This is a genomic window from Nocardioides sp. NPDC047086 (assembly GCF_040643685.1).
In the GTDB taxonomy this organism is placed as follows: Bacteria; Actinomycetota; Actinomycetes; order Propionibacteriales; family Nocardioidaceae; genus Nocardioides.
This window is the reverse complement of the sequence record NZ_JBEYUV010000014.1, coordinates 40,814-58,408: the sequence shown is the minus strand read 5'-3', so window position 1 is coordinate 58,408 and position 17,595 is coordinate 40,814. Positions and strand designations below refer to the sequence as shown.

Below are 17,595 nucleotides of genomic sequence, written 5' to 3'. Positions count from 1 at the left end.
TCCGGGTCGATCGAGCCGGTGACCCGGCGGCTGAGTCCGGTGAGCGCGGCCTGCTCGGCCAGCTCCTCGTTGCCGTCCCACTCAAGCGGGATCTTGGCACAGGCATCAACCTAACCCCGCGTCGCGGCCTTTCCCGGCAGGCACCTGCCCATGTCGCTGCGGACGTGGAGTGACCGGAGCGGCCCCGGAATCCGGTTGTGCAGGCGGCAGACCATCTCTTACGTTGCCGGGCATGAAACCTCGGCGGTTCGGGATCTGCATCGATGCCAACGACCCGGAACGGGTCGCGGAGTTCTGGGCGGCGGTGCTGGGTCGGGAGATCGAGATCAGGGACGAGGAGATCAGGCTGCTGCCACGGGCCGACGAGGACCTCTGGATCCGGTTCGTGCCCACGGATGCGCCGAAGAGGCTGGCGAACCCGCATCATCTGCATCTGACCAGCACGCTGCCGGATGACCAGCAGCGGACCGTGGACCGGCTGATCGGTCTCGGTGCCACGCATCTGGACGTGGGGCGGCTGCCGGACGAGGACCACATCGTGCTGGGTGACCCGGAGCGTAACGAGCTGTGCGTGATCCCGGCCGGCAACAGCTGGCTCGCCGGGACCGGGTTCCTCGGCGAGGTCGCCGCGGACGGGTCGCGGGAGACCGGGATCTTCTGGAGCGCCGCGCTCGGCTGGCCGCTGGTCTGGGACCAGGACGGCGAGACCGCGGTCGCGACCCCGTCGGGCAGTGCCAAGGTCGCCTGGGGAGGGCCGCCACCGGTGCCGCGTGGTGCGCGGGACCGGTTCCGCTTCGACCTGATCACGCCCGAGGACACCGGTCCCGCCGCCGAGATCCGACGCCTCGTCGGGTTGGGTGCCTCGGTGGTCGCCGAGACGTACGGTGGTGGGCGGTGGGCGACGCTGAGGGACCCTGACGACTACGAGTTCGAGGTGCTGGCGCCTCGCTGAAGGTGCAACCGTCTCGCAGCACGACGGCGGGGCAGGGGTGGTGGCGTACAGAACATAGGATCTTGCCCATGGGTGACTACCTCGAGCTCCTGCCGGCCGTCGATGTGAAGGGCGGGCAGGCGGTGCAGCTGGTCCAGGGCGTGGACGGGTCGGAGAAGCGGTTCGGCGATCCCTACGAGGCCGCGCTGAGGTGGCAGGAGACCGGCGCCGAGTGGATCCATCTGGTCGACCTCGACGCCGCGTTCGGCCACGGCAACAACCGCGAGATCCTCGCCGGGATCGTCGGCAAGCTCGACATCAAGGTCGAGATGAGCGGCGGGATCCGCGACGACGCCTCGCTCGAGGCCGCGATGGCGACCGGCTGCCGCCGCGTCAACATCGGCACCGCCGCGCTGGAGAACCCGGAGTGGACCCGGCAGGCGATCGCGACCTACGGCGACCGGGTCGCGGTGGGCCTGGACGTACGCGGGCGGACGCTCGCGGCGCGCGGCTGGACCAAGGAAGGCGGCGACCTCTACGAGACGCTCGCCCGCCTCGACTCCGAGGGCTGTGCGCGCTACGTCGTCACCGACGTCAACAAGGACGGCATGCTCCAGGGCCCCAACGTCGACCTGCTGCGCGCGGTCTGCGAGGCCACCGATCGCCCGGTCGTGGCGAGCGGGGGAGTGACCACGATCGACGACATCGAGGCGCTGATGGGCCTGGTCGAGATCGGTGTGGAGGGTGCGATCGCCGGTACGGCGCTCTACACCGGTTCCCTGGACCTCGCCGAGGCGCTCGATCTCACCCTCGGCCGGCCGCGCGGGGACCAGTCATGAGTCTTGCCGTACGCGTCATCCCCTGCCTCGACGTCGACGCCGGTCGCGTCGTCAAGGGGATCAACTTCAAGGAGCTGCGCGACGCCGGCGACCCGGTGGAGCTGGCCGCGACGTACGACAAGGAAGGCGCCGACGAGCTCACCTTCCTCGACATCTCCGCCTCTCACGAGGGGCGGGCGACGACGCTGGAGATCGTGACCCGCACCGCCGAGCAGGTCTTCATCCCGCTCACCGTCGGTGGCGGGATCCGCAGTGTCGACGACGTGGACCGGATGCTGCGGGCCGGCGCGGACAAGATCGCGGTCAACACCGCGGCCATCGTCCGCCCCGAGCTGATCGCCGAGATCGCCGACCGGTTCGGCAACCAGGTGCTCGTGCTCTCCGTCGACGCCCGGAGGGCGCCGGGCACCGACTCCGGCTTCGAGGTCACCACCCACGGCGGCCGCAAGTCCGCCGGGATCGACGCGATCGAATGGGCGGCGAAGGCCGTCGAGCTCGGCGCCGGCGAGATCCTGCTCAACGCGATGGACGCGGACGGCACCGAGGACGGCTTCGACATCGACCTGATCAAGGCCGTACGCAGCGAGGTGACCGTCCCCGTCATCGCCTCCGGCGGCGCGGGCAGGGCCGAGCACTTCCCGCCCGCGGTGGAGGCCGGCGCCGACGCCGTCCTGGCGGCCACCATCTTCCACTTCGGCAAGGTGCGGATCGGCGAGGTCAAGCAGGCGCTCTCCGGCGCCGGCGCGCCGGTTCGCTGACGGACGGCCGCGCGCACTTTCCCGCCGTGGCGGGGAAGTGCGCTGGTTGCTGAGTGGGTAGCCCGGCAGATTCCCGCCATGGCGGGAATCTGCTCCGTGCACCCGAATAACCCGTCGCTCTATCGCACACGCGGGTGGCTGGCGCCGCCATCGCACAGTCCGTTGGGCCGCCGCTGGACGTCAGCGGAACCGATACGACGGCGCGGGATCCTCGTCGCGCCGGTGCCTAGCTCAGCAGCGAGTTCGGGATCTGCCCGTGGCGTACGCGCTGGGGGTGGTTGCCGACGTCGAGGTACGCGAGCTCCTCGCCGGTGCGGAAGTCGATCACGGCGACCGCGTCGGCGTCTGACAGCGATGCCCAGCAGGTGTTGCCGAGGCCTTCGGTGGTCCAGTAGGGCTTGCCGTAGTAGTGGCCGGTGGTGTTCTCGTCGAGGATGGTGTGCTCGCCGGTGGAGCGGTCGACCATCGCGACGTAGTCGTCCATCGTGCCCGCCGCGCAGAGAGTCTTGCCCTTGGAATCGATCGAGAGACCGTGGTGGGCGGAGTCGTTGACGTAGAGCTCGCGCGGCAGCTGGGTGCGCTTGGGAAGCGGGATGACTCGGGTGACAGCGCCGGTGCGGGGCTCCTCGATGGAGCCGGTGGAGTAGCCGACCTTCCCGTCGATGTCGGCAGCCTGGGTGTCGAACTCGACCAGGCCGTGCAAGAACGACATCTGGAAGTAGATGAACCGCTCGCCGGGCGCGACCGCCATCGGACGTACGGCTGAGGAGATCGAGGGGTAGCCGGCTTCTTCGAGCTCCTTGCCCATCTCCCAGCGCTGGGAGATCTCGAAGCTCGACTCGTCGACGATCTCGAACCAGCGGTCGCCCTTGATCGCGTCGTGGATCGGGCCGATCTTGATCGGCGGAAGCAGGTCGGTGCCGGGGATGGTGCCGAGGCCGAGCTGGTCGAGATTGATCAGCGGCAAGGAGTCGAGGGAGATCTCCTTCTGGTCGCCGGGCAGGTACACGCGGCCGATGGAGGCGTGGAAGATCTGCGAGCCGTCCTCGGAGTAGTTGTTCTCGTGGGGCGTCTCGCCCGACTCGAACGTACGCAGTCGCTCACCGGTCCGCGGGTCGCCGGCGCCGCCCATCCAGTACTCGTGCACCGAACGGGAGGTCGAGTCCGAGACCAGCAGCTTGGTGCCGTCGGGGGACAGGCCCATGTGGTCGGTGCGGTGGCCGTCCATCTGCTGCTCGACCACGACGGGGTCCGGCGAGCCCGCGAGCGCCTTCTCGATGTCGATCCAGACCACGTCGGCCAGGCTGGGACGCGACACCGCCAGCAGCTTGCCGTCCCGGGTCGTGAACATGTCGTCCACGAGCTGGTCGTTGCCTTCGCCGGGGCCGTAGCGGACCAGGTAGTACATGGCCAGCCGCTCGGGATCCTGGTGTATCTCGGCGATCTCCTCGTCCTTGTCCGGCACCAGGTCGATGTCCGTGCGCAGCACCTCGAGGCTGCGAGCATCGACGATCGAAGCCGTCCCGTCCCAGTTGTTGCCCACGACCATCACGTCCCGCAGCTCCGGTGTCGCGCTCGCGCTGATCGCTGGGGCGGCTGCGGTGAGCGAGAAGACGAAGAGCATGGCGACGGTGACTGCTGCCGCACGACGCATCGCGGGACCTCCTGGGGGATTCGGTTATCTGAGACACAACGTCTCGGGGTGTGGGGAGGTTACGGGCGGTCGTTCCGCTGAGTGGGACCGTGGAGGGTGCGCGCAGACTGGGTGTGGGTGGATCTCGGGAGGCGGTTTTGGCGGGCTGGTTTCGGGGCTAGCCGGGGCCGCTGGCTCTGCTTTGAGGGTCTTCTCGCCGAACCCCGGACTCAATGCGATGTATCGAGCTTGTCGAGAGGACGGCCTGCGGCCGCCGGCTTCGGGGTGTGTGTCGCGGACCGGGTGATGTCCGGTGGTCGAGCTTGTCGAGACCATCTCGTTTCGTGACCGTTTCTTCGGGGCTGGCCTGGGCCGCCGACCCGTTCTTGGAGGGTGTTCTCGATCTGGACCGGCGTCAAGGACGCCCTGCGGGCGCCGGCTTCGCCGGCCGCCTTCGGCGGTCCTGGACTCCGGACCAGATCGAGAAAAAACTTGGCTGGCTATCGGGGCGGCGGCCCGGGTGTGGCGCAGCAGAATCACTCCGCAGGAAAGATGGTGTTGACGGGTGTGACGGGTGGCCCTTCGGGCCACTTACCATCCACAGGAACGACGCCGTTCGCTCGCCGCAAAAAGAGCGTTTGAACAGGGACAATAGATAGCCAGAGGGGTGGTTGAAGCGTAGAATCAGAGCCATCACAACACCTCTTCGAAGGGAGGATATGGCGATGAGTATCGAACCCGAGATCAACCACTGGGGCACCGAACCCAGCGACCCGATCGACGCCGAACTGGTGGCCATCGAATCCTCCCTGAACCGACTGTTGACCCGAGACCCCGCCTACTGGCGCACCAGCCAGAAGAAGACCCGCCTGGCCCAGATCGAAAAACTCCAGGCCATGCAAGCCGCGCTCCAACTCCGCGTCCTCGCTACGGCTGGTGACATCGCCGAGGAGACCGGTGCCAAGGACGCCTCCGGGTGGATGTGGACCGAGCTCCTGGTCGACAAGGGGGTGGCCCGTTCCCAGATCAAGCTCGCGGCCGGGGTCGCCAAGTACGACCTCGTCGCCGCCGGCTTGGCCGAGGGTGTCGTCTCGCAGGACAAAGCCCAGGTGATCACCCAAGCCCTCGACCGGATCGCCACCGACCCCGCCGTCAACGGCGAGGACCTGGTCCTGGCCGAGAAGCTGCTCGTGGAGCATGCGACCGAGTTGACCGCGAACCAGCTCAAGATCGTCGGACGCCGGATCCTGGCCGAGATCGACCCCGAACGGTTCGACGCCGTCGAAGCCAAGGCGCTGCAGCGAGAGGAAGAACACGCCGCTCGACGCACGTTCTTCTCCTCCCGTGACAACGGCGACGGCACCATCGACATTCACGCGAGGGTCTCGCGTGCCGTCGGGGTCCGGTTGCGCACGATCTTGGACTCCCTGGCCCAGCCGAGGAAGCTGTCGGCCGAAAACCGGGGCCGCAAGGCACCGTATGACCGGCTGCTGGGCCAGGCCTTCGCCCGGGTGATCGAGACCTACGACGTGGACCAGCTCCCCAGGCATGGCGGGCATGCGACCACAGTGTTCATCACCATGAGCATCGAGGACCTCCGTAAGGACCTCGGCACCGCCGCGTTGGGCTTTGACGGCGAGCAGATCACCGCCGCCGAAGCCCGCAAGATGGCCTGTAACGCCAACCTGATCCCGGTGGTGCTGGGCACCGACTCTGAGATCCTCGACCTCGGCCGCACCGCCCGCCTGGCCCACCCGGTCCAACACCGAGCCCTGCGGCTGCGCGACAAGGGTTGCCAGGCCGAGGACTGCGACGCCCCCGCCGCCTGGACCGAAGCCCACCACCTCAAACCGTGGTCCGAAGGTGGTCGAACGAGTTTGGCGAACATGGTGTTGCTGTGCCCCAGCGACCATCGCCGCATCCACGACCCCAACTACACCTATGAGCGTCTCCCCGATGGGCGGATCCGGTTCACTCGGGGTGCCCGAACCGGCTGACCCAGCTGACCCCGGCTGATTCGGCACGCCCGGACCGGCCGACCCCGGCCACTTCGCGTGTGGCTGTACCCACTCCCGCCCAGTAGCCGAGTGGCCCTGTGGCCATCCGATGGGCAGGGCTCATCGAGCAGCGCTGGACCTGGCGGTGGCACTGGTGCACGGCGTATCGCACCCTCGGCCGGTCTGCTCGGCCGGTCTGCTCGAATAGACGTCCAAGACCAGCATGGCCAGCAGCCGGTTGAGGAGGCACCTTCCACCGTGCCGAGGTCATCATCGGTGCCCGGTCGACCGCTGTGCTTGTGAACCGTTCACAAGGTGTCATCGGCTTGTAAAAGCAACGCGAACACCGCAGCCCCCAGGAAGAACCGCCGACCCTGGATTCCCAAGCCCGTACCCAACCCAAAAACTCCGCGCCAAACCCCGCCGCCGACCCGATAACCAGCCAAAATTCTCGACGGAGCCCGGTGTCCAGGATCGCCGAAGGCGACCGGCGAAGCCGGCGGCCGTAGGCCGTCATCTCGACAAGCTCGATACATCGCCTTGACTCCGGGATTCGGCGAGAACACCCTCCATAACGGGTCGGCGGCCACCAGCCCAACGAGCTACCCCAGCCCCGCGGAACCCGCCCTTCGGCAACCAAGCCACCACATTCCCGACGAAGCCAGCCAAGGCTCTCGGCGCTCTCGGCGCCCCCGCGCCCAGGACCGCCCAAAGCGCCCCGCATGCCGTCATCTCGAAAAGCTCGATCACGAGCCGGCCATCAACCCCACGAAACAGCGTCGACCTCAGAACCCGAGACTGGCATTCTCCAGCTGAGTGATCCGCTCGGCCGGCCCGTCGAAGGAAAGACCCCGCACCGCGTGACGCCCGAAGCAGAAGAGCAGGAGCTCGCCGACGGGCCCGGTGATGGTGACGGGCTCCTCGCCGGCGCGGAGGGTGGCGGTGTCGGTGCCGTTGCTGACGACCACCGGGGTCTCGGCGGATCGGACGAGACCCTTGCCGAGCAGCTTCAGGGTGCGCCAGAGGTCTCGCTCAGCAGCGGCGGGGAGCGTACGCGGCTCCCAGCCCGGCTGGGCACGGCGGAGGTCCTCGTGGTGGACGAAGAACTCCACCGTGTTGACCGCCTTCTCGATCGGTCCGATCGCGAACGGGGTGCCCTTCGGGTCGCGGAGGCGGTCGGCGAGAGCCTCGAGGGGCTGGGCGGCGTACGCAGCCTCTGCCTTCCTCAGCACGGGCGCGAGCGGCGGCAGGATGATCCCCGCCGCGGCCCACGGGCGGCGCTCGCGTACGAGCAGATGCACCAGCAGGTCCTTGACCTCCCAGCCTTCGCAGAGTGTGGGGGCCGTCGGTCCGAGGGAGACGGCGGTGTCGCACAGGGCGATGCGCTCGGAGCGCGCGAAGGAGACCACGAACTGCACCCTACCGAGCCGTCCTCACCCGGGGAGTCACCAAAAAAATTCGTCGCAACCTCGGTGCTGACCTAGGCTTTACCTCGAGATGAGCGACGAGGATCAAACACCCCAGCGGGCCACGACGACCGACGGGTTCAAGGTTCTCGGAGTCGCCATCCGGCGCGAGTGGGCGGTCTTCACGCTCTCGACCCTCGGCTCCGCGCTCTTCGGCGCGCTGACCGTCGCCGACGCCTGGGTGCTGGGCTGGTCCACCGACCACGTGCTGGTGCCGGCGCTGCGTGACGGCGAGATCGGTGCAGGCTGGCTGTGGGCCGTGATCGGGCTCTTCGTCGGCGTCGCGATCCTGCGGGCGGTCGGGGTGGTGGCACGGCGGCTGGGAGCCGGGGTGATGCAGTACCGCATGCAGGCCCATTCGCGCCGTGCGGTCACCCGGCAGTATCTGGCGCTTCCTCTCGCCTGGCACCACCGGCATCCGACCGGCGAGCTGCTCTCCAACGCCAACTCCGACGTCGAGGCGTCCTGGGCGCCGATCGCACCGCTGCCGATGGCCGTCGGGACGCTCGCGATGATGGTGATCGCGATCGGTCAGATGTTCTGGACCGACGTCGTGCTGGCCTCGGTCGCGATCCTGGTGTTCCCGGCGGTCGTCGTCGCCAACCTGGTCTTCCAGCGCTTCTCCTCGCCGCTGATGACCCGCGCCCAGCAGCTGCGCGCGGAGCTCTCCGGGATCGCCCACGAGTCCTTCGACGGTGCCCTCGTCGTCAAGACGCTGGGACGCGAGGCGGAGGAGACCACCCGCTTCCAGGACAAGGCCCAGGAGCTGCGCGACGTGAACATCCACGCCGGCCGGCTCCGCGCCGCCTTCGACCCGATCCTGGCCGCGCTGCCCAACGTCGGGGTCCTTGCCGTCCTGGCCGTCGGCGTCGGCCGTGTCTCCAGCGGTGCCGCCGCGCCCGGTGACGTCGTCCAGATCGGATTCCTGCTCACCATCGTCTCCTTCCCGATCCGATCCTTCGGATGGCTGCTGGGGGAGTTCCCGCGCAGCGTGGTCGGCTATCGGCGGGTTCAGCGGGTGCTGGACGCGACCGGGCGCCTGGTCTACGGCACCGCGACGACCAGCCGCGAGCAGACCGGTGCCCGCCTCCGGGTCGACGGCATCTCCTACGCCTACGCCGACGGCCCGAGGCTCCTCGACGGTGTCGACTTCGAGGTCGAGCCGGGGCGTACGGTCGCGATCGTCGGCGAGACGGCCGCAGGCAAGAGCACCCTGACCATGCTGCTCGCGCGGCTGGTCGACCCGGAATCCGGCCGGATCACCCTGGACGGCACCGACCTGCGCGACCTGGGTGCGGGGGAATGGGCCCGGGTGGCGGCGCTGGTGCCGCAGACCGCCTTCGTCTTCGACGACTCCGTGCGCGGCAACGTCACCCTCGGCGCCGACCTCACCGACGACGAGGTCTGGTCCGCGCTCAAGGCCGCCCAGGCCGACGGCTTCGTCACCGCGCTGCCCAACGGCCTCGACACCACCCTCGGCGAGCGCGGGGCGAGCCTCTCCGGCGGGCAGCGCCAGCGCCTCGCCCTGGCCCGAGCGCTCGTACGCCGCCCACGACTCCTGATCCTCGACGACGCGACGTCGGCCGTCGACCCCGAGGTCGAGCAGCGCATTCTCGCAGCGCTGCGGAGCGGCCCGGACCGCGGTGCGCTGCGTGACGGCTCCGGCGACACGAGCCTCGTCGTGGTCGCCTACCGCAAGGCCACGATCGCGCTTGCCGACGAGGTCGTACACCTCGAGAACGGCCGTATCCGCGACCGCGGCACCCACACCGAGCTGCTCGCCCGCGACGAGTCCTACGCCCGCCTGGTGAACGCCTACGAGACGCCGGAGGCGGTTCAGTGACGACGACGCTCGAGCCCGAGACCCGGGTCGGCAGCGGCGAGGGCCTCGGCGCCATCGAGACCATCCGCCGGGGCATCAAGCACTCCCCGGAGCTGGTCGAGGGCATCCGCGGGACCTTCGCGCTGGCCGTCCTCGCGAGCGTCGGTCAGGTCGTCGTCCCCATCGTGGTCCAGCAGACCCTCGACAACGGCCTGAGCGGTCCGGACGGCCCCGACCTCGGCTACGTCCTGCGCGCCGGCCTGATCGCGGTGGTCGCCATCGCCGTCACGGGCGTGGCGTCGTTCCTGATGACGAGCCGGCTCTTCACCGCCGCCGAGCGGGGCCTGGCGACGCTGCGTACCAAGGCCTTCCGGCACGTCCACGACCTGCCCATGCTCACCCAGTCGACCGAGCACCGCGGGGCGCTGGTCTCGCGGGTGACCAGCGACGTCGACCAGGTCAGCCAGTTCATCGTCTTCGGCGGTCTGCTCTTCATCGTCAGCATCGGACAGATGCTGATCGCCACCGTCGTGATGGTGGTCTACTCCTGGCAGCTGGCGATCCTGGTGTGGCTCTGCTTCGGTCCGCTCTTCCTGAGCCTGCGGTTCTTCCAGCGCAAGCTGTCCGCGGCCTACACCCTCTCCCGCCGCCAGGTTGCCAAGATGCTCTCGGCCGTCTCCGAGCCGGTCGTCGGCGCGGCCGTGGTGAAGGCGTACGCCGTCGAGGACCGAACCCAGGAGCGCATCGACCGAGAGATCGATGCCACCAGCGCCGCCCAGATCAAGGCGCAGGCCTACACCTCGGTCTTCTTCAGCCTCGGTGGCCTCTCCGGCGGCCTCGCCAACGCCGGTGTGATCGTCGGCGGCGTCCTGCTGGCGCTCGCCTACCAGGGCAGCGGCGGCGCGCTGAGCGTCGGTGAGATCCTGGCGTTCGCGTTCCTGGTGACGCTGTTCGTGGGCCCGGTGCAGATGGGTACGCAGATCCTCACCGACGCCCAGAACGCGATCGCCTCCTGGCGGCGCACGATCGGCATCCTGGACACCCCCGCCGACCTCGTCGACCCGGGCGCCGAAGGCACGGTGCTGCCCAGGGGGCCGCTCTCGATCGAGTTCGACGACGTCACCTTCGCCTACCCCGGCGGTCGTCCGGTCCTCCACGACATCTCCTTCGAGATCGAGCCCGGCAGGCGGGTCGCGGTGGTCGGCGAGACCGGTTCGGGGAAGTCGACGATCGCGAAGCTGCTCACCCGGGTGATGGACGTGACCCAGGGCCGGGTCCGACTCGACGGCGTCGACGTGCGCGAGATCGGCAACGCCTCCCTACGCACCAGCGTCGTGCTCGTCCCGCAGGAGGGCTTCCTCTTCGACTCCACCCTGGCCGAGAACGTCCGCTACGGCCGCCTGGACGCGACCGATGCGGAGATCGAGGAGGCCGCCCGGGTGCTCGGCCTGGGGGACTGGCTGGCCGGTCTCCCCGACGGGGTACGCACCAGCGTCGGGCAGCGCGGCGAGTCGCTCTCGGCCGGCGAGCGTCAGCTCGTGGCGCTCCTGCGGGCCCAGCTCGCCGATCCGGATCTGCTGGTCCTCGACGAGGCCACCTCGGCCGTCGACCCGCGTCTGGAGATGCGGATCAACCGCGCCCTGGAGCGGCTGATGAGCGGCCGAACCTCGGTCACCATCGCCCATCGCCTCTCCACCGCCGAGGCGGCCGACGAGGTGATTGTCGTCGACGCCGGCCACCTCGCCCAGCGCGGCCCGCACAGCGACCTGGTGGCGCAGACGGGCTCGACGTACGCACGCCTGCATGCCTCCTGGGTCGCCCAACAGGGCAGCTGAGGGGCGCTCAGGCGTCCCGCCACGTCAGGTGTGCGGCAGCTTCGGGGGCGCCGAACTGTCCCCGCGACATGCCGGTTGTGACCGTGCTGTTGCCCGGCGGGATACTGGAGGCGTGACTACTGGACCCACGAGCGAGGGACTGGACCCCGCCATCGCCGACCGCCTCAAGCGCAACCCCGACGGGCTGGTGCCCGCGGTGGCGCAGCAGCATGACACCGGCGAGGTGCTGATGCTCGGTTACATGGACGACGAGGCCCTGGCGCGCACGCTCGCGACGGGCCGGGCCACCTACTGGTCCCGCAGCCGGCAGGAGTACTGGGTCAAGGGGGAGACCTCCGGCCACCACCAGTACGTCAAGGAGGTGCGCCTGGACTGCGACGGCGACACGATCCTGCTCAAGGTCGACCAGCAGGGCCCGGCCTGCCACACCGGCGACCACACCTGCTTCGACGCCGGCCTGATCTCCTCCGGCGCCCTCTCGTGAGGTCCTTCGGCCCCACCGTCACCGCGGGCCTGGCCGGCGCCGCCCTGGCGGCCTGGGCAGGCTCCAACGAGTGGGTGAAGGTGACCGCCCCGGCCCAGATGCCGACCGACCTCAACGACTCCCCGGCGACCACCGGCCTGGCCCTGGTCGCCCTCGCGGCCTGGGGCGTGGTCCTGGTCACCCGAGGTCTCGTACGCCGCCTGGTGGCCGCCCTCGCCGGCCTGGCCGGGATCGGCGTGATCGTCACCTTCTTCGGCCACGCCGGGATCGACGCGCTCGGCCGCGCCATCGACTCCGAGGTGGTCTGGGGCGAGACCGAGCACGCCACCACCCCCTGGCCCTACCTCGCGCTCCTCGGCGCGGTCCTGACCGTCGCAGCGGCCGTCGCCGCCGTACGTCTGGCTCCCTCGTGGCCCGAGATGGGCCGCAGGTACGACGCCCCGGCGGCCGCGAAGCCGGAGCAGAAGCCGTTGGAGGAACAGTCCACGATCGACGTCTGGAAGTCGTTGGACGAGGGTCGGGACCCGACAGCGGGAGATCAATGAATACACTGCAGCCAAGCAAAGTGAACTCGTAGAGGAGCATCGCATGTCCGCCAGCCACGGCAACACCCCGGCAGCCTGGATCGCAGTCGCGGTCGGCCTCCTCGGCTTCCTCATCGGTAGCGTCGCCATGATGCTCGACCCGATCAGCTGGTTCGTCTTCTGGGTCGGCGTGGCCGTCACCGTCGTCGGTGGCCTGCTCTTCATCGTGCTCTCCAAGCTCGGCTTCAACGTCGAGTCACACTGAGCCTGTGAGACAGCGAGGCCCCCGGCGGATCCGCCGGGGGCCTCGCTGATTCCTGAGTCGGTCTCAGTCGAGCCGTGCCTCAGTAGGTGCTGGTGCTACCGCTGAAGTCGAGCGCACCGGAGAGGTTCAGGATGACCCCGATGATGCCCAGGACGACGGCGACGATGCCGAGGATGAAGCCGGCGGTGGCCATGCCACGCCCGCTCTGCGCGCCGCCGGAGGCGTCGATCTCGTTCTGGGCCATCTTGCCCAGGATGATCGCCGGGATACCGGCGAAGAAGCCACAGCAGACACAACCGAGAATGCCGAGGACAAGTGCCCAGATCGCCTTCTTGTTGTTGCCCGCAGGCTGACCGGGCTGCCCGGGTGCCGGCGAACCGTACGGGGGCGGTGGCGGCGGCGGAGTTCCGTAGCTCATGTGTCTGACCTCCAAAGTCAGGCGAGATGGGTTGAGATGGAAGAAACTTAACGTTTCCCGCCCGCACTGTGGCGCCAAATCGGGCGTGTCACGGTTCGGGTGAGAGGCTTTGCACGTGGGTCATACCCAGAAACGAGAGGTTTAAACATGTCGGTGCTCGACAAGATCATCGACGGCGTACGTCTGGACCTGGCCCAGCGCCAGGAGACGGTGTCCGAGGCGGACCTGCGGGCCCGACTGGCCGACGTCGACGCGCCGCGCGACCCGATGCCGCACTTCCGTGCGGCGGGCAGCAGCGTGATCGCCGAGGTGAAGCGGAAGAGCCCCTCCAAGGGCGCTCTGGCCGACATCCCGGACCCGGCCGAGCTGGCCCAGAAGTACGCCGCCGGCGGTGCCGCCGCGATCTCGGTGCTCACCGAGGAACGCCGCTTCGGCGGGTCTCTCGACGACCTGCGCGCGGTGCGTGCAGCCGTCGAGACCCCGATCCTGCGCAAGGACTTCATCGTCGAGCCCTACCAGCTGCTGGAGGCCCGGGCGGCCGGCGCCGACTTGGCGCTGCTGATCGTGGCCGCGCTCGAGGACGAGACCCTGCGCAGCCTCCACGACTACGCGCGTGAGCTCGGGCTGACCGTGCTGGTCGAGACCCACGACGAGGCCGAGGTCGCCCGGGCGGTCGACCTCGGCGCCGAGCTGATCGGCGTCAACGCGCGCAACCTGAAGACTCTGGAGATCGACCAGGACGTCTTCGGACGGCTCGCGCCGCTCATCCCCGAGGACCGGGTGAAGGTCGCCGAGTCCGGCATCTTCACCGCCACCGACGTCAAGCGTCACGTCGCCGAAGGGGCCCGTGCGGTCCTGGTCGGCGAGGCGCTGGTCAAGCATGGCGACCCGCAAGGCACGGTCGCCGAGTTCACAGGAGTACGCGCATGACGACGCATATCCACGAGACGACCTCCTACGACGCCGACGAGTTCGGCTGGTTCGGTGGCGAGGCCGAGGGGTTCGGCGGCCGCTTCATGCCCGAGGCGCTGATGAAGGCGCTCATCGAGCTCGACGACGCCTGGCAGAGGGCGAAGGCCGACCCGGAGTTCGTGGCCGAGTTCGACGCGATCCTGCGCGACTACGCCAATCTGCCGAGCCCGCTCTACCACGCCACGAGGCTTTCGGAGCAGCTCGGCGTACGCGTCCTCCTCAAGCGCGAGGACCTCAACCACACCGGCGCCCACAAGATCCGCAACGTGCTCGGTCAGGCGCTGCTGACCAAGCGGATGGGCAAGACCCGGGTCATCGCCGAGACCGGCGCCGGCCAGCACGGGGTCGCCTCCGCGACCGCGGCCGCCTACTTCGGCCTCGACTGCACCGTCTACATGGGCAAGGTCGACACCGACCGCCAGGCGCTCAACGTGGCCCGGATGCGGCTGCTCGGCGCCGAGGTCGTCCCGGTGCCCTCCGGCAGCGGCACCCTCAAGGACGCCATCAACGAAGCCCTGCGCGACTGGGTGGCCAGCGTCGACCACACCGCCTACCTGTTCGGCACCGCCGCCGGTCCCCACCCGTTCCCGACCCTGGTGCGAGACATCGTGCGCGGCATCGGGGACGAGGCCCGGGCGCAGTCCATCGAGCAGTTCGGCGGTCTCCCGAACGCCGTCCTCGCCGCGGTCGGCGGCGGCTCCAACGCCATCGGCCTCTTCACCGCGTTCCTGGACGACGAGGACGTCGAGATCCACGGCTTCGAGGCCGGGGGAGACGGCTTCGAGACCGGCCGTCACGCCGCCACCATCCAGGCCAACGACCCGGGCGTGCTCCACGGCGCCCGCACCTACGTGCTCCAGGACGAGGACGGCCAGACCATCGAGTCCCACTCGATCTCCGCCGGTCTCGACTACCCCGGGGTCGGACCGCAACACGCCTGGCTGGCCAAGTCCGGCCGCGCCTCCTACACCTCGGTCACCGACAAGGAGGCGATGGACGCCTTCGCGCTGCTCTCGCGCTCGGAGGGCATCATCCCCGCGATCGAGTCGGCCCACGCGATCGCCGGCGCCATCAAGATCGCACCCGAGATCAAGGAGCGGCACGGCGAGGGCGCCACGATCCTGATCAACCTGTCCGGTCGCGGTGACAAGGACATGGGCACGGCCATCGATTACTTCGGGTTGGGCGACAGCAAGCAGGGAGAAGCACAGTGAGTACGTCGGTAGCGTTCGAGAAGGCGAAGGCCGAGAACCGCGCCGCCCTGGTCGGCTACCTGCCGGCGGGCTTCCCCACGGTCGAGGGATCGATCGATGCGCTGACCACGATGGTCGAGGCGGGCTGCGACATCATCGAGATCGGTCTGCCCTACTCCGACCCGGTCATGGACGGCCCCACGATCCAGGATGCGGTGCAGCAGGCGCTCGACGGTGGCGTACGTGTCGATGACGTGTTCCGCGTCGTCGAGGCCGTGGCCGCGACCGGGGTGCCGACCCTGGTGATGACCAGCTGGAACCCGATCGAGCGCCGTGGCGTGGACCGCTTCGCCCAGCAGCTGCAGGACGCCGGTGGCGCGGGCCTGATCACGCCCGACATCACCCCCGACTTCGCCCCGGAGTGGATCGAGGCCGCCGACGCCCGTGACCTCGACAAGGTCTTCCTGGTCGCGCCGAGCAGCACCGATGAGCGGATCGCGATGACCACGGCCCAGTGCCGCGGCTTCGTCTACGCCACCGCGGTCATGGGTGTCACCGGTGCCCGCGCCAAGACCTCCGACCTGGCCGCTCCGCTGGTCGCCCGCACGAAGAAGACCACCGATCTGCCCGTCGGCGTCGGCCTCGGGGTCAGCAACGGTGCCCAGGCGGCCGAGATGGCTGCGTACGCCGACGGCGTCATCGTCGGCTCCGCCTTCGTGCGTACGCTGCTGGACAACCGCTCCGACGAGCAGGCGGCGCTCAAGGCGCTGGCGAGCCTGACCGAGGACCTGGCCGCGGGAGTCCGCTCGCGTTGAGGTTCCTGGCTCTCCCTGTTCTGCTCGTCATCCTCGGAGTCCTCACCGGCTGCGGCGCCGCCGGGACCGGCCAGGCGCCGGCCTCGGCGATGACCGGGCAGGAGCACACTCCCTACCAGCTCTCCGACACCGCCCTGACCGACACCGAGGGCCGGCCGTTCTCGCTGGCCGAGGACGCCGACAGGCCGCTGACGCTGGTCTTCTACGGCTACACCAGCTGTCCCGACGAGTGCCCGCTGGTGATGTCGAGCCTGACCGCGGCGTTGACCCGTCTCGACGCCGCCGACCGGGAGAAGGTCGACGTCGTGTTCGTCACCACCGACCCGGCGCGCGACTCCCAGGAGGTCCTGCGCGAGTACCTGGACCGCTACGGCAAGGACTTCATCGGCCTCACCGGCGACCTGAAGGACATCGTCACCCTGGCCGAGTCGATGCGGCTCTACATAGGGGAGGCCGACCGGCTACCCAGCGGGGGCTACGATCTCGGAGTCCACGACACCCACGTCTCCGCAGTCACCGGGGGAGAGGCGAGGGTCGTGTGGTCGATGAACACCTCGCCCAAGCAGTTCGCCGACGACATCCACCACCTTCTTGAGGAAGTAAGCGCCGCATGATGCTCCCGATGTCCATCCCCAGTCCGGCCGAAGGCGTGCTCTGGCTCGGGCCGGTCCCGTTGCGCGGCTACGCCTTCGCGATCATCCTCGGCATCATCGTCGCCGTCTGGGTCTCCGAGCGGCGCTGGCAGGCCCGCGGCGGCCGCGCCGGCGACATCCAGGACATCGCGCTGTGGGCGGTGCCGTTCGGCCTGGTCGGCGGCCGGCTCTACCACGTCATCACCGACTGGCAGCTCTACTTCAGCGAGGGCGCCCACCCGATCGAGGCGCTCTACATCTGGCGCGGCGGTCTCGGCGTGTGGGGCGCGATCGCGCTCGGTGCCGTGGGCGCGATCATCGGCGCGAAGACCAAGGGCATCAAGATCATTCCGCTGCTGGACACCATCGCCCCGACCTGTCTGCTCGCCATGGGTATCGGCCGCTGGGGCAACTGGTTCAACCAGGAGCTCTACGGCAGGCCCACCGACCTGCCCTGGGGCCTGGAGATCGACCCGTCGCGCTTCCCCGACGGGCCCGGCCAGTTCCCGGCCGGCACCACCTTCCACCCGACGTTCCTCTACGAGTTCGGCTGGGACATCCTCGCCTTCTTCGTGATCGTCTACCTGCAGAAGAAGCTGCGCCTGGGCGGCGGCCGCGTCGTCGCTCTCTACGTGATGGCCTACTGCCTGGGCCGTGGCCTGATCGAAACCCTGCGCATCGACAACGTGCAGCTGGTCAACGTGCTCGGCCTGCGCTGGAGCGAGTGGATGTCGATCATCCTCTTCGTGCTCGCGGCTGCGTGGTGGACCTACGCCACCATCACCGGCCGGGGTATGGTCGAGGAGGAGGTCTACAGCGATCCTGCCAAGGCCCCGGCGAACGACGTCGATGACGACACCGAGAGCGAATCCGCCGACGACACCGACGGCGACGGAGCCGACAACGGGACCGACGAGGAATCCTCGACCAAGGCCTGATCAGGCGCAGATATTTGGCGCAACGTAGCGCCCGGCGGGAGGGTGTCCGCCGATAGACCCTCGTTCGCAACCT

Annotated in this window: 17 protein-coding genes; 14 read left to right on the top strand and 3 right to left on the bottom strand. The window is 69.2% G+C overall.

The features are described from left to right. The first annotated feature begins 232 nt into the window (after positions 1-232). The 3 genes from ABZ796_RS12520 to hisF all read left to right on the top strand — a co-directional run bounded on the left by ABZ796_RS12520 (position 233) and on the right by hisF (position 2,528). Entirely contained in the window at positions 233-952 is a 720-nt protein-coding gene (locus ABZ796_RS12520) for a VOC family protein (RefSeq protein ID WP_357337228.1), read from the top strand. Positions 953-1,020: 68 nt separating this feature from the next. Then, entirely contained in the window at positions 1,021-1,770 is a 750-nt protein-coding gene (gene priA, locus ABZ796_RS12515) for a bifunctional 1-(5-phosphoribosyl)-5-((5-phosphoribosylamino)methylideneamino)imidazole-4-carboxamide isomerase/phosphoribosylanthranilate isomerase PriA (RefSeq protein ID WP_357337227.1), read from the top strand. Further along, a complete protein-coding gene (gene hisF / locus ABZ796_RS12510; protein WP_357337226.1) occupies positions 1,767-2,528 on the top strand; it encodes an imidazole glycerol phosphate synthase subunit HisF in 762 nt (253 codons plus the stop codon). The genes priA and hisF overlap by 4 nt, the downstream gene beginning before the upstream one ends. Before the next feature lie 226 nt (positions 2,529-2,754). Here hisF and ABZ796_RS12505 read toward each other — a convergent pair whose 3' ends face one another. Then, the gene (locus tag ABZ796_RS12505; RefSeq protein WP_357337225.1) at positions 2,755-4,182 is read right to left on the bottom strand and encodes a serine/threonine protein kinase; all 1,428 of its coding nucleotides are present in this window, start codon (positions 4,180-4,182) and stop codon (positions 2,755-2,757) included. A 704-nt stretch (positions 4,183-4,886) separates the two neighbouring features. On the opposite strand from ABZ796_RS12505, the gene ABZ796_RS12500 reads away from it, so the two are divergent. Beyond that, complete coding sequence (locus ABZ796_RS12500) at positions 4,887-6,158, top strand: DUF222 domain-containing protein (protein ID WP_357337224.1); 1,272 nt, start codon at positions 4,887-4,889, stop codon at positions 6,156-6,158. A gap of 785 nt (positions 6,159-6,943) precedes the next feature. On the opposite strand, the gene ABZ796_RS12495 is transcribed toward ABZ796_RS12500, so the two are convergent. Continuing rightward, the gene (locus ABZ796_RS12495; protein WP_357337222.1) at positions 6,944-7,567 is read right to left on the bottom strand and encodes a TIGR03085 family metal-binding protein; all 624 of its coding nucleotides are present in this window, start codon (positions 7,565-7,567) and stop codon (positions 6,944-6,946) included. An 88-nt stretch (positions 7,568-7,655) separates the two neighbouring features. Between ABZ796_RS12495 and ABZ796_RS12490 the strand changes: the two genes are divergently transcribed. From ABZ796_RS12490 to ABZ796_RS12470, 5 genes are all read left to right on the top strand, one after another. Then, positions 7,656-9,467: an ABC transporter ATP-binding protein gene (locus ABZ796_RS12490; RefSeq protein WP_357337220.1), complete on the top strand. Its 1,812-nt coding sequence runs from the start codon at positions 7,656-7,658 to the stop codon at positions 9,465-9,467. Further along, positions 9,464-11,281 carry an ABC transporter ATP-binding protein gene (locus tag ABZ796_RS12485; protein ID WP_357337219.1) on the top strand — a complete coding sequence of 606 codons (1,818 nt, stop codon included), beginning with the start codon at positions 9,464-9,466 and terminating at the stop codon, positions 11,279-11,281. The genes ABZ796_RS12490 and ABZ796_RS12485 overlap by 4 nt, the downstream gene beginning before the upstream one ends. Before the next feature lie 112 nt (positions 11,282-11,393). Continuing rightward, positions 11,394-11,765, top strand: coding sequence for a phosphoribosyl-AMP cyclohydrolase (gene hisI / locus ABZ796_RS12480; RefSeq protein WP_357337217.1), 372 nt, complete (start codon positions 11,394-11,396; stop codon positions 11,763-11,765). After that, positions 11,762-12,310, top strand: coding sequence for a Trp biosynthesis-associated membrane protein (locus ABZ796_RS12475; protein ID WP_357337216.1), 549 nt, complete (start codon positions 11,762-11,764; stop codon positions 12,308-12,310). The genes hisI and ABZ796_RS12475 overlap by 4 nt, the downstream gene beginning before the upstream one ends. A gap of 43 nt (positions 12,311-12,353) precedes the next feature. Further along, positions 12,354-12,554 carry an HGxxPAAW family protein gene (locus ABZ796_RS12470; RefSeq protein WP_355232060.1) on the top strand — a complete coding sequence of 67 codons (201 nt, stop codon included), beginning with the start codon at positions 12,354-12,356 and terminating at the stop codon, positions 12,552-12,554. Between the two features lie 79 nt (positions 12,555-12,633). Here ABZ796_RS12470 and ABZ796_RS12465 read toward each other — a convergent pair whose 3' ends face one another. Then, positions 12,634-12,972: a DUF4190 domain-containing protein gene (locus ABZ796_RS12465; protein ID WP_357337215.1), complete on the bottom strand. Its 339-nt coding sequence runs from the start codon at positions 12,970-12,972 to the stop codon at positions 12,634-12,636. A gap of 147 nt (positions 12,973-13,119) precedes the next feature. Between ABZ796_RS12465 and trpC the strand changes: the two genes are divergently transcribed. Genes trpC through lgt form a run of 5 tightly spaced genes read left to right on the top strand, consistent with a single transcriptional unit; the run spans position 13,120 to position 17,522 of the window. Then, positions 13,120-13,902 (top strand): indole-3-glycerol phosphate synthase TrpC, encoded by a 783-nt coding sequence (gene trpC, locus ABZ796_RS12460; protein ID WP_357337214.1) that lies wholly within the window; start codon positions 13,120-13,122, stop codon positions 13,900-13,902. Beyond that, on the top strand, positions 13,899-15,158 hold the full coding sequence (gene trpB / locus ABZ796_RS12455) for a tryptophan synthase subunit beta (protein WP_357337213.1): 1,260 nt from the start codon (positions 13,899-13,901) through the stop codon (positions 15,156-15,158). The genes trpC and trpB overlap by 4 nt, the downstream gene beginning before the upstream one ends. Beyond that, positions 15,155-15,952: a tryptophan synthase subunit alpha gene (gene trpA / locus ABZ796_RS12450; protein WP_357337212.1), complete on the top strand. Its 798-nt coding sequence runs from the start codon at positions 15,155-15,157 to the stop codon at positions 15,950-15,952. Before trpB ends, trpA begins: the two co-directional genes overlap by 4 nt. Beyond that, entirely contained in the window at positions 15,949-16,566 is a 618-nt protein-coding gene (locus ABZ796_RS12445) for an SCO family protein (protein WP_357337211.1), read from the top strand. The genes trpA and ABZ796_RS12445 overlap by 4 nt, the downstream gene beginning before the upstream one ends. Positions 16,567-16,574: 8 nt before the next feature. Continuing rightward, positions 16,575-17,522, top strand: coding sequence for a prolipoprotein diacylglyceryl transferase (gene lgt / locus ABZ796_RS12440; RefSeq protein ID WP_357337210.1), 948 nt, complete (start codon positions 16,575-16,577; stop codon positions 17,520-17,522). The last annotated feature ends 73 nt before the right edge of the window (positions 17,523-17,595 follow it).

What these genes read in the sequence shown, in the direction of transcription:
- hisF (WP_357337226.1), top strand. Translation starts at nt 1,767, where the DNA reads ATGAGTCTTGCCGTACGCGTCATCCCCTGCCTCGACGTCGACGCCGGT.
- ABZ796_RS12505 (WP_357337225.1), bottom strand. Translation starts at nt 4,182, where the DNA reads ATGCGTCGTGCGGCAGCAGTCACCGTCGCCATGCTCTTCGTCTTCTCG.
- ABZ796_RS12500 (WP_357337224.1), top strand. Translation starts at nt 4,887, where the DNA reads ATGAGTATCGAACCCGAGATCAACCACTGGGGCACCGAACCCAGCGAC.
- ABZ796_RS12520 (WP_357337228.1), top strand. Translation starts at nt 233, where the DNA reads ATGAAACCTCGGCGGTTCGGGATCTGCATCGATGCCAACGACCCGGAA.
- trpB (WP_357337213.1), top strand. Translation starts at nt 13,899, where the DNA reads ATGACGACGCATATCCACGAGACGACCTCCTACGACGCCGACGAGTTC.
- priA (WP_357337227.1), top strand. Translation starts at nt 1,021, where the DNA reads ATGGGTGACTACCTCGAGCTCCTGCCGGCCGTCGATGTGAAGGGCGGG.
- trpC (WP_357337214.1), top strand. Translation starts at nt 13,120, where the DNA reads ATGTCGGTGCTCGACAAGATCATCGACGGCGTACGTCTGGACCTGGCC.
- ABZ796_RS12490 (WP_357337220.1), top strand. Translation starts at nt 7,656, where the DNA reads ATGAGCGACGAGGATCAAACACCCCAGCGGGCCACGACGACCGACGGG.
- lgt (WP_357337210.1), top strand. Translation starts at nt 16,575, where the DNA reads ATGTCCATCCCCAGTCCGGCCGAAGGCGTGCTCTGGCTCGGGCCGGTC.
- ABZ796_RS12465 (WP_357337215.1), bottom strand. Translation starts at nt 12,972, where the DNA reads ATGAGCTACGGAACTCCGCCGCCGCCACCGCCCCCGTACGGTTCGCCG.
- ABZ796_RS12470 (WP_355232060.1), top strand. Translation starts at nt 12,354, where the DNA reads ATGTCCGCCAGCCACGGCAACACCCCGGCAGCCTGGATCGCAGTCGCG.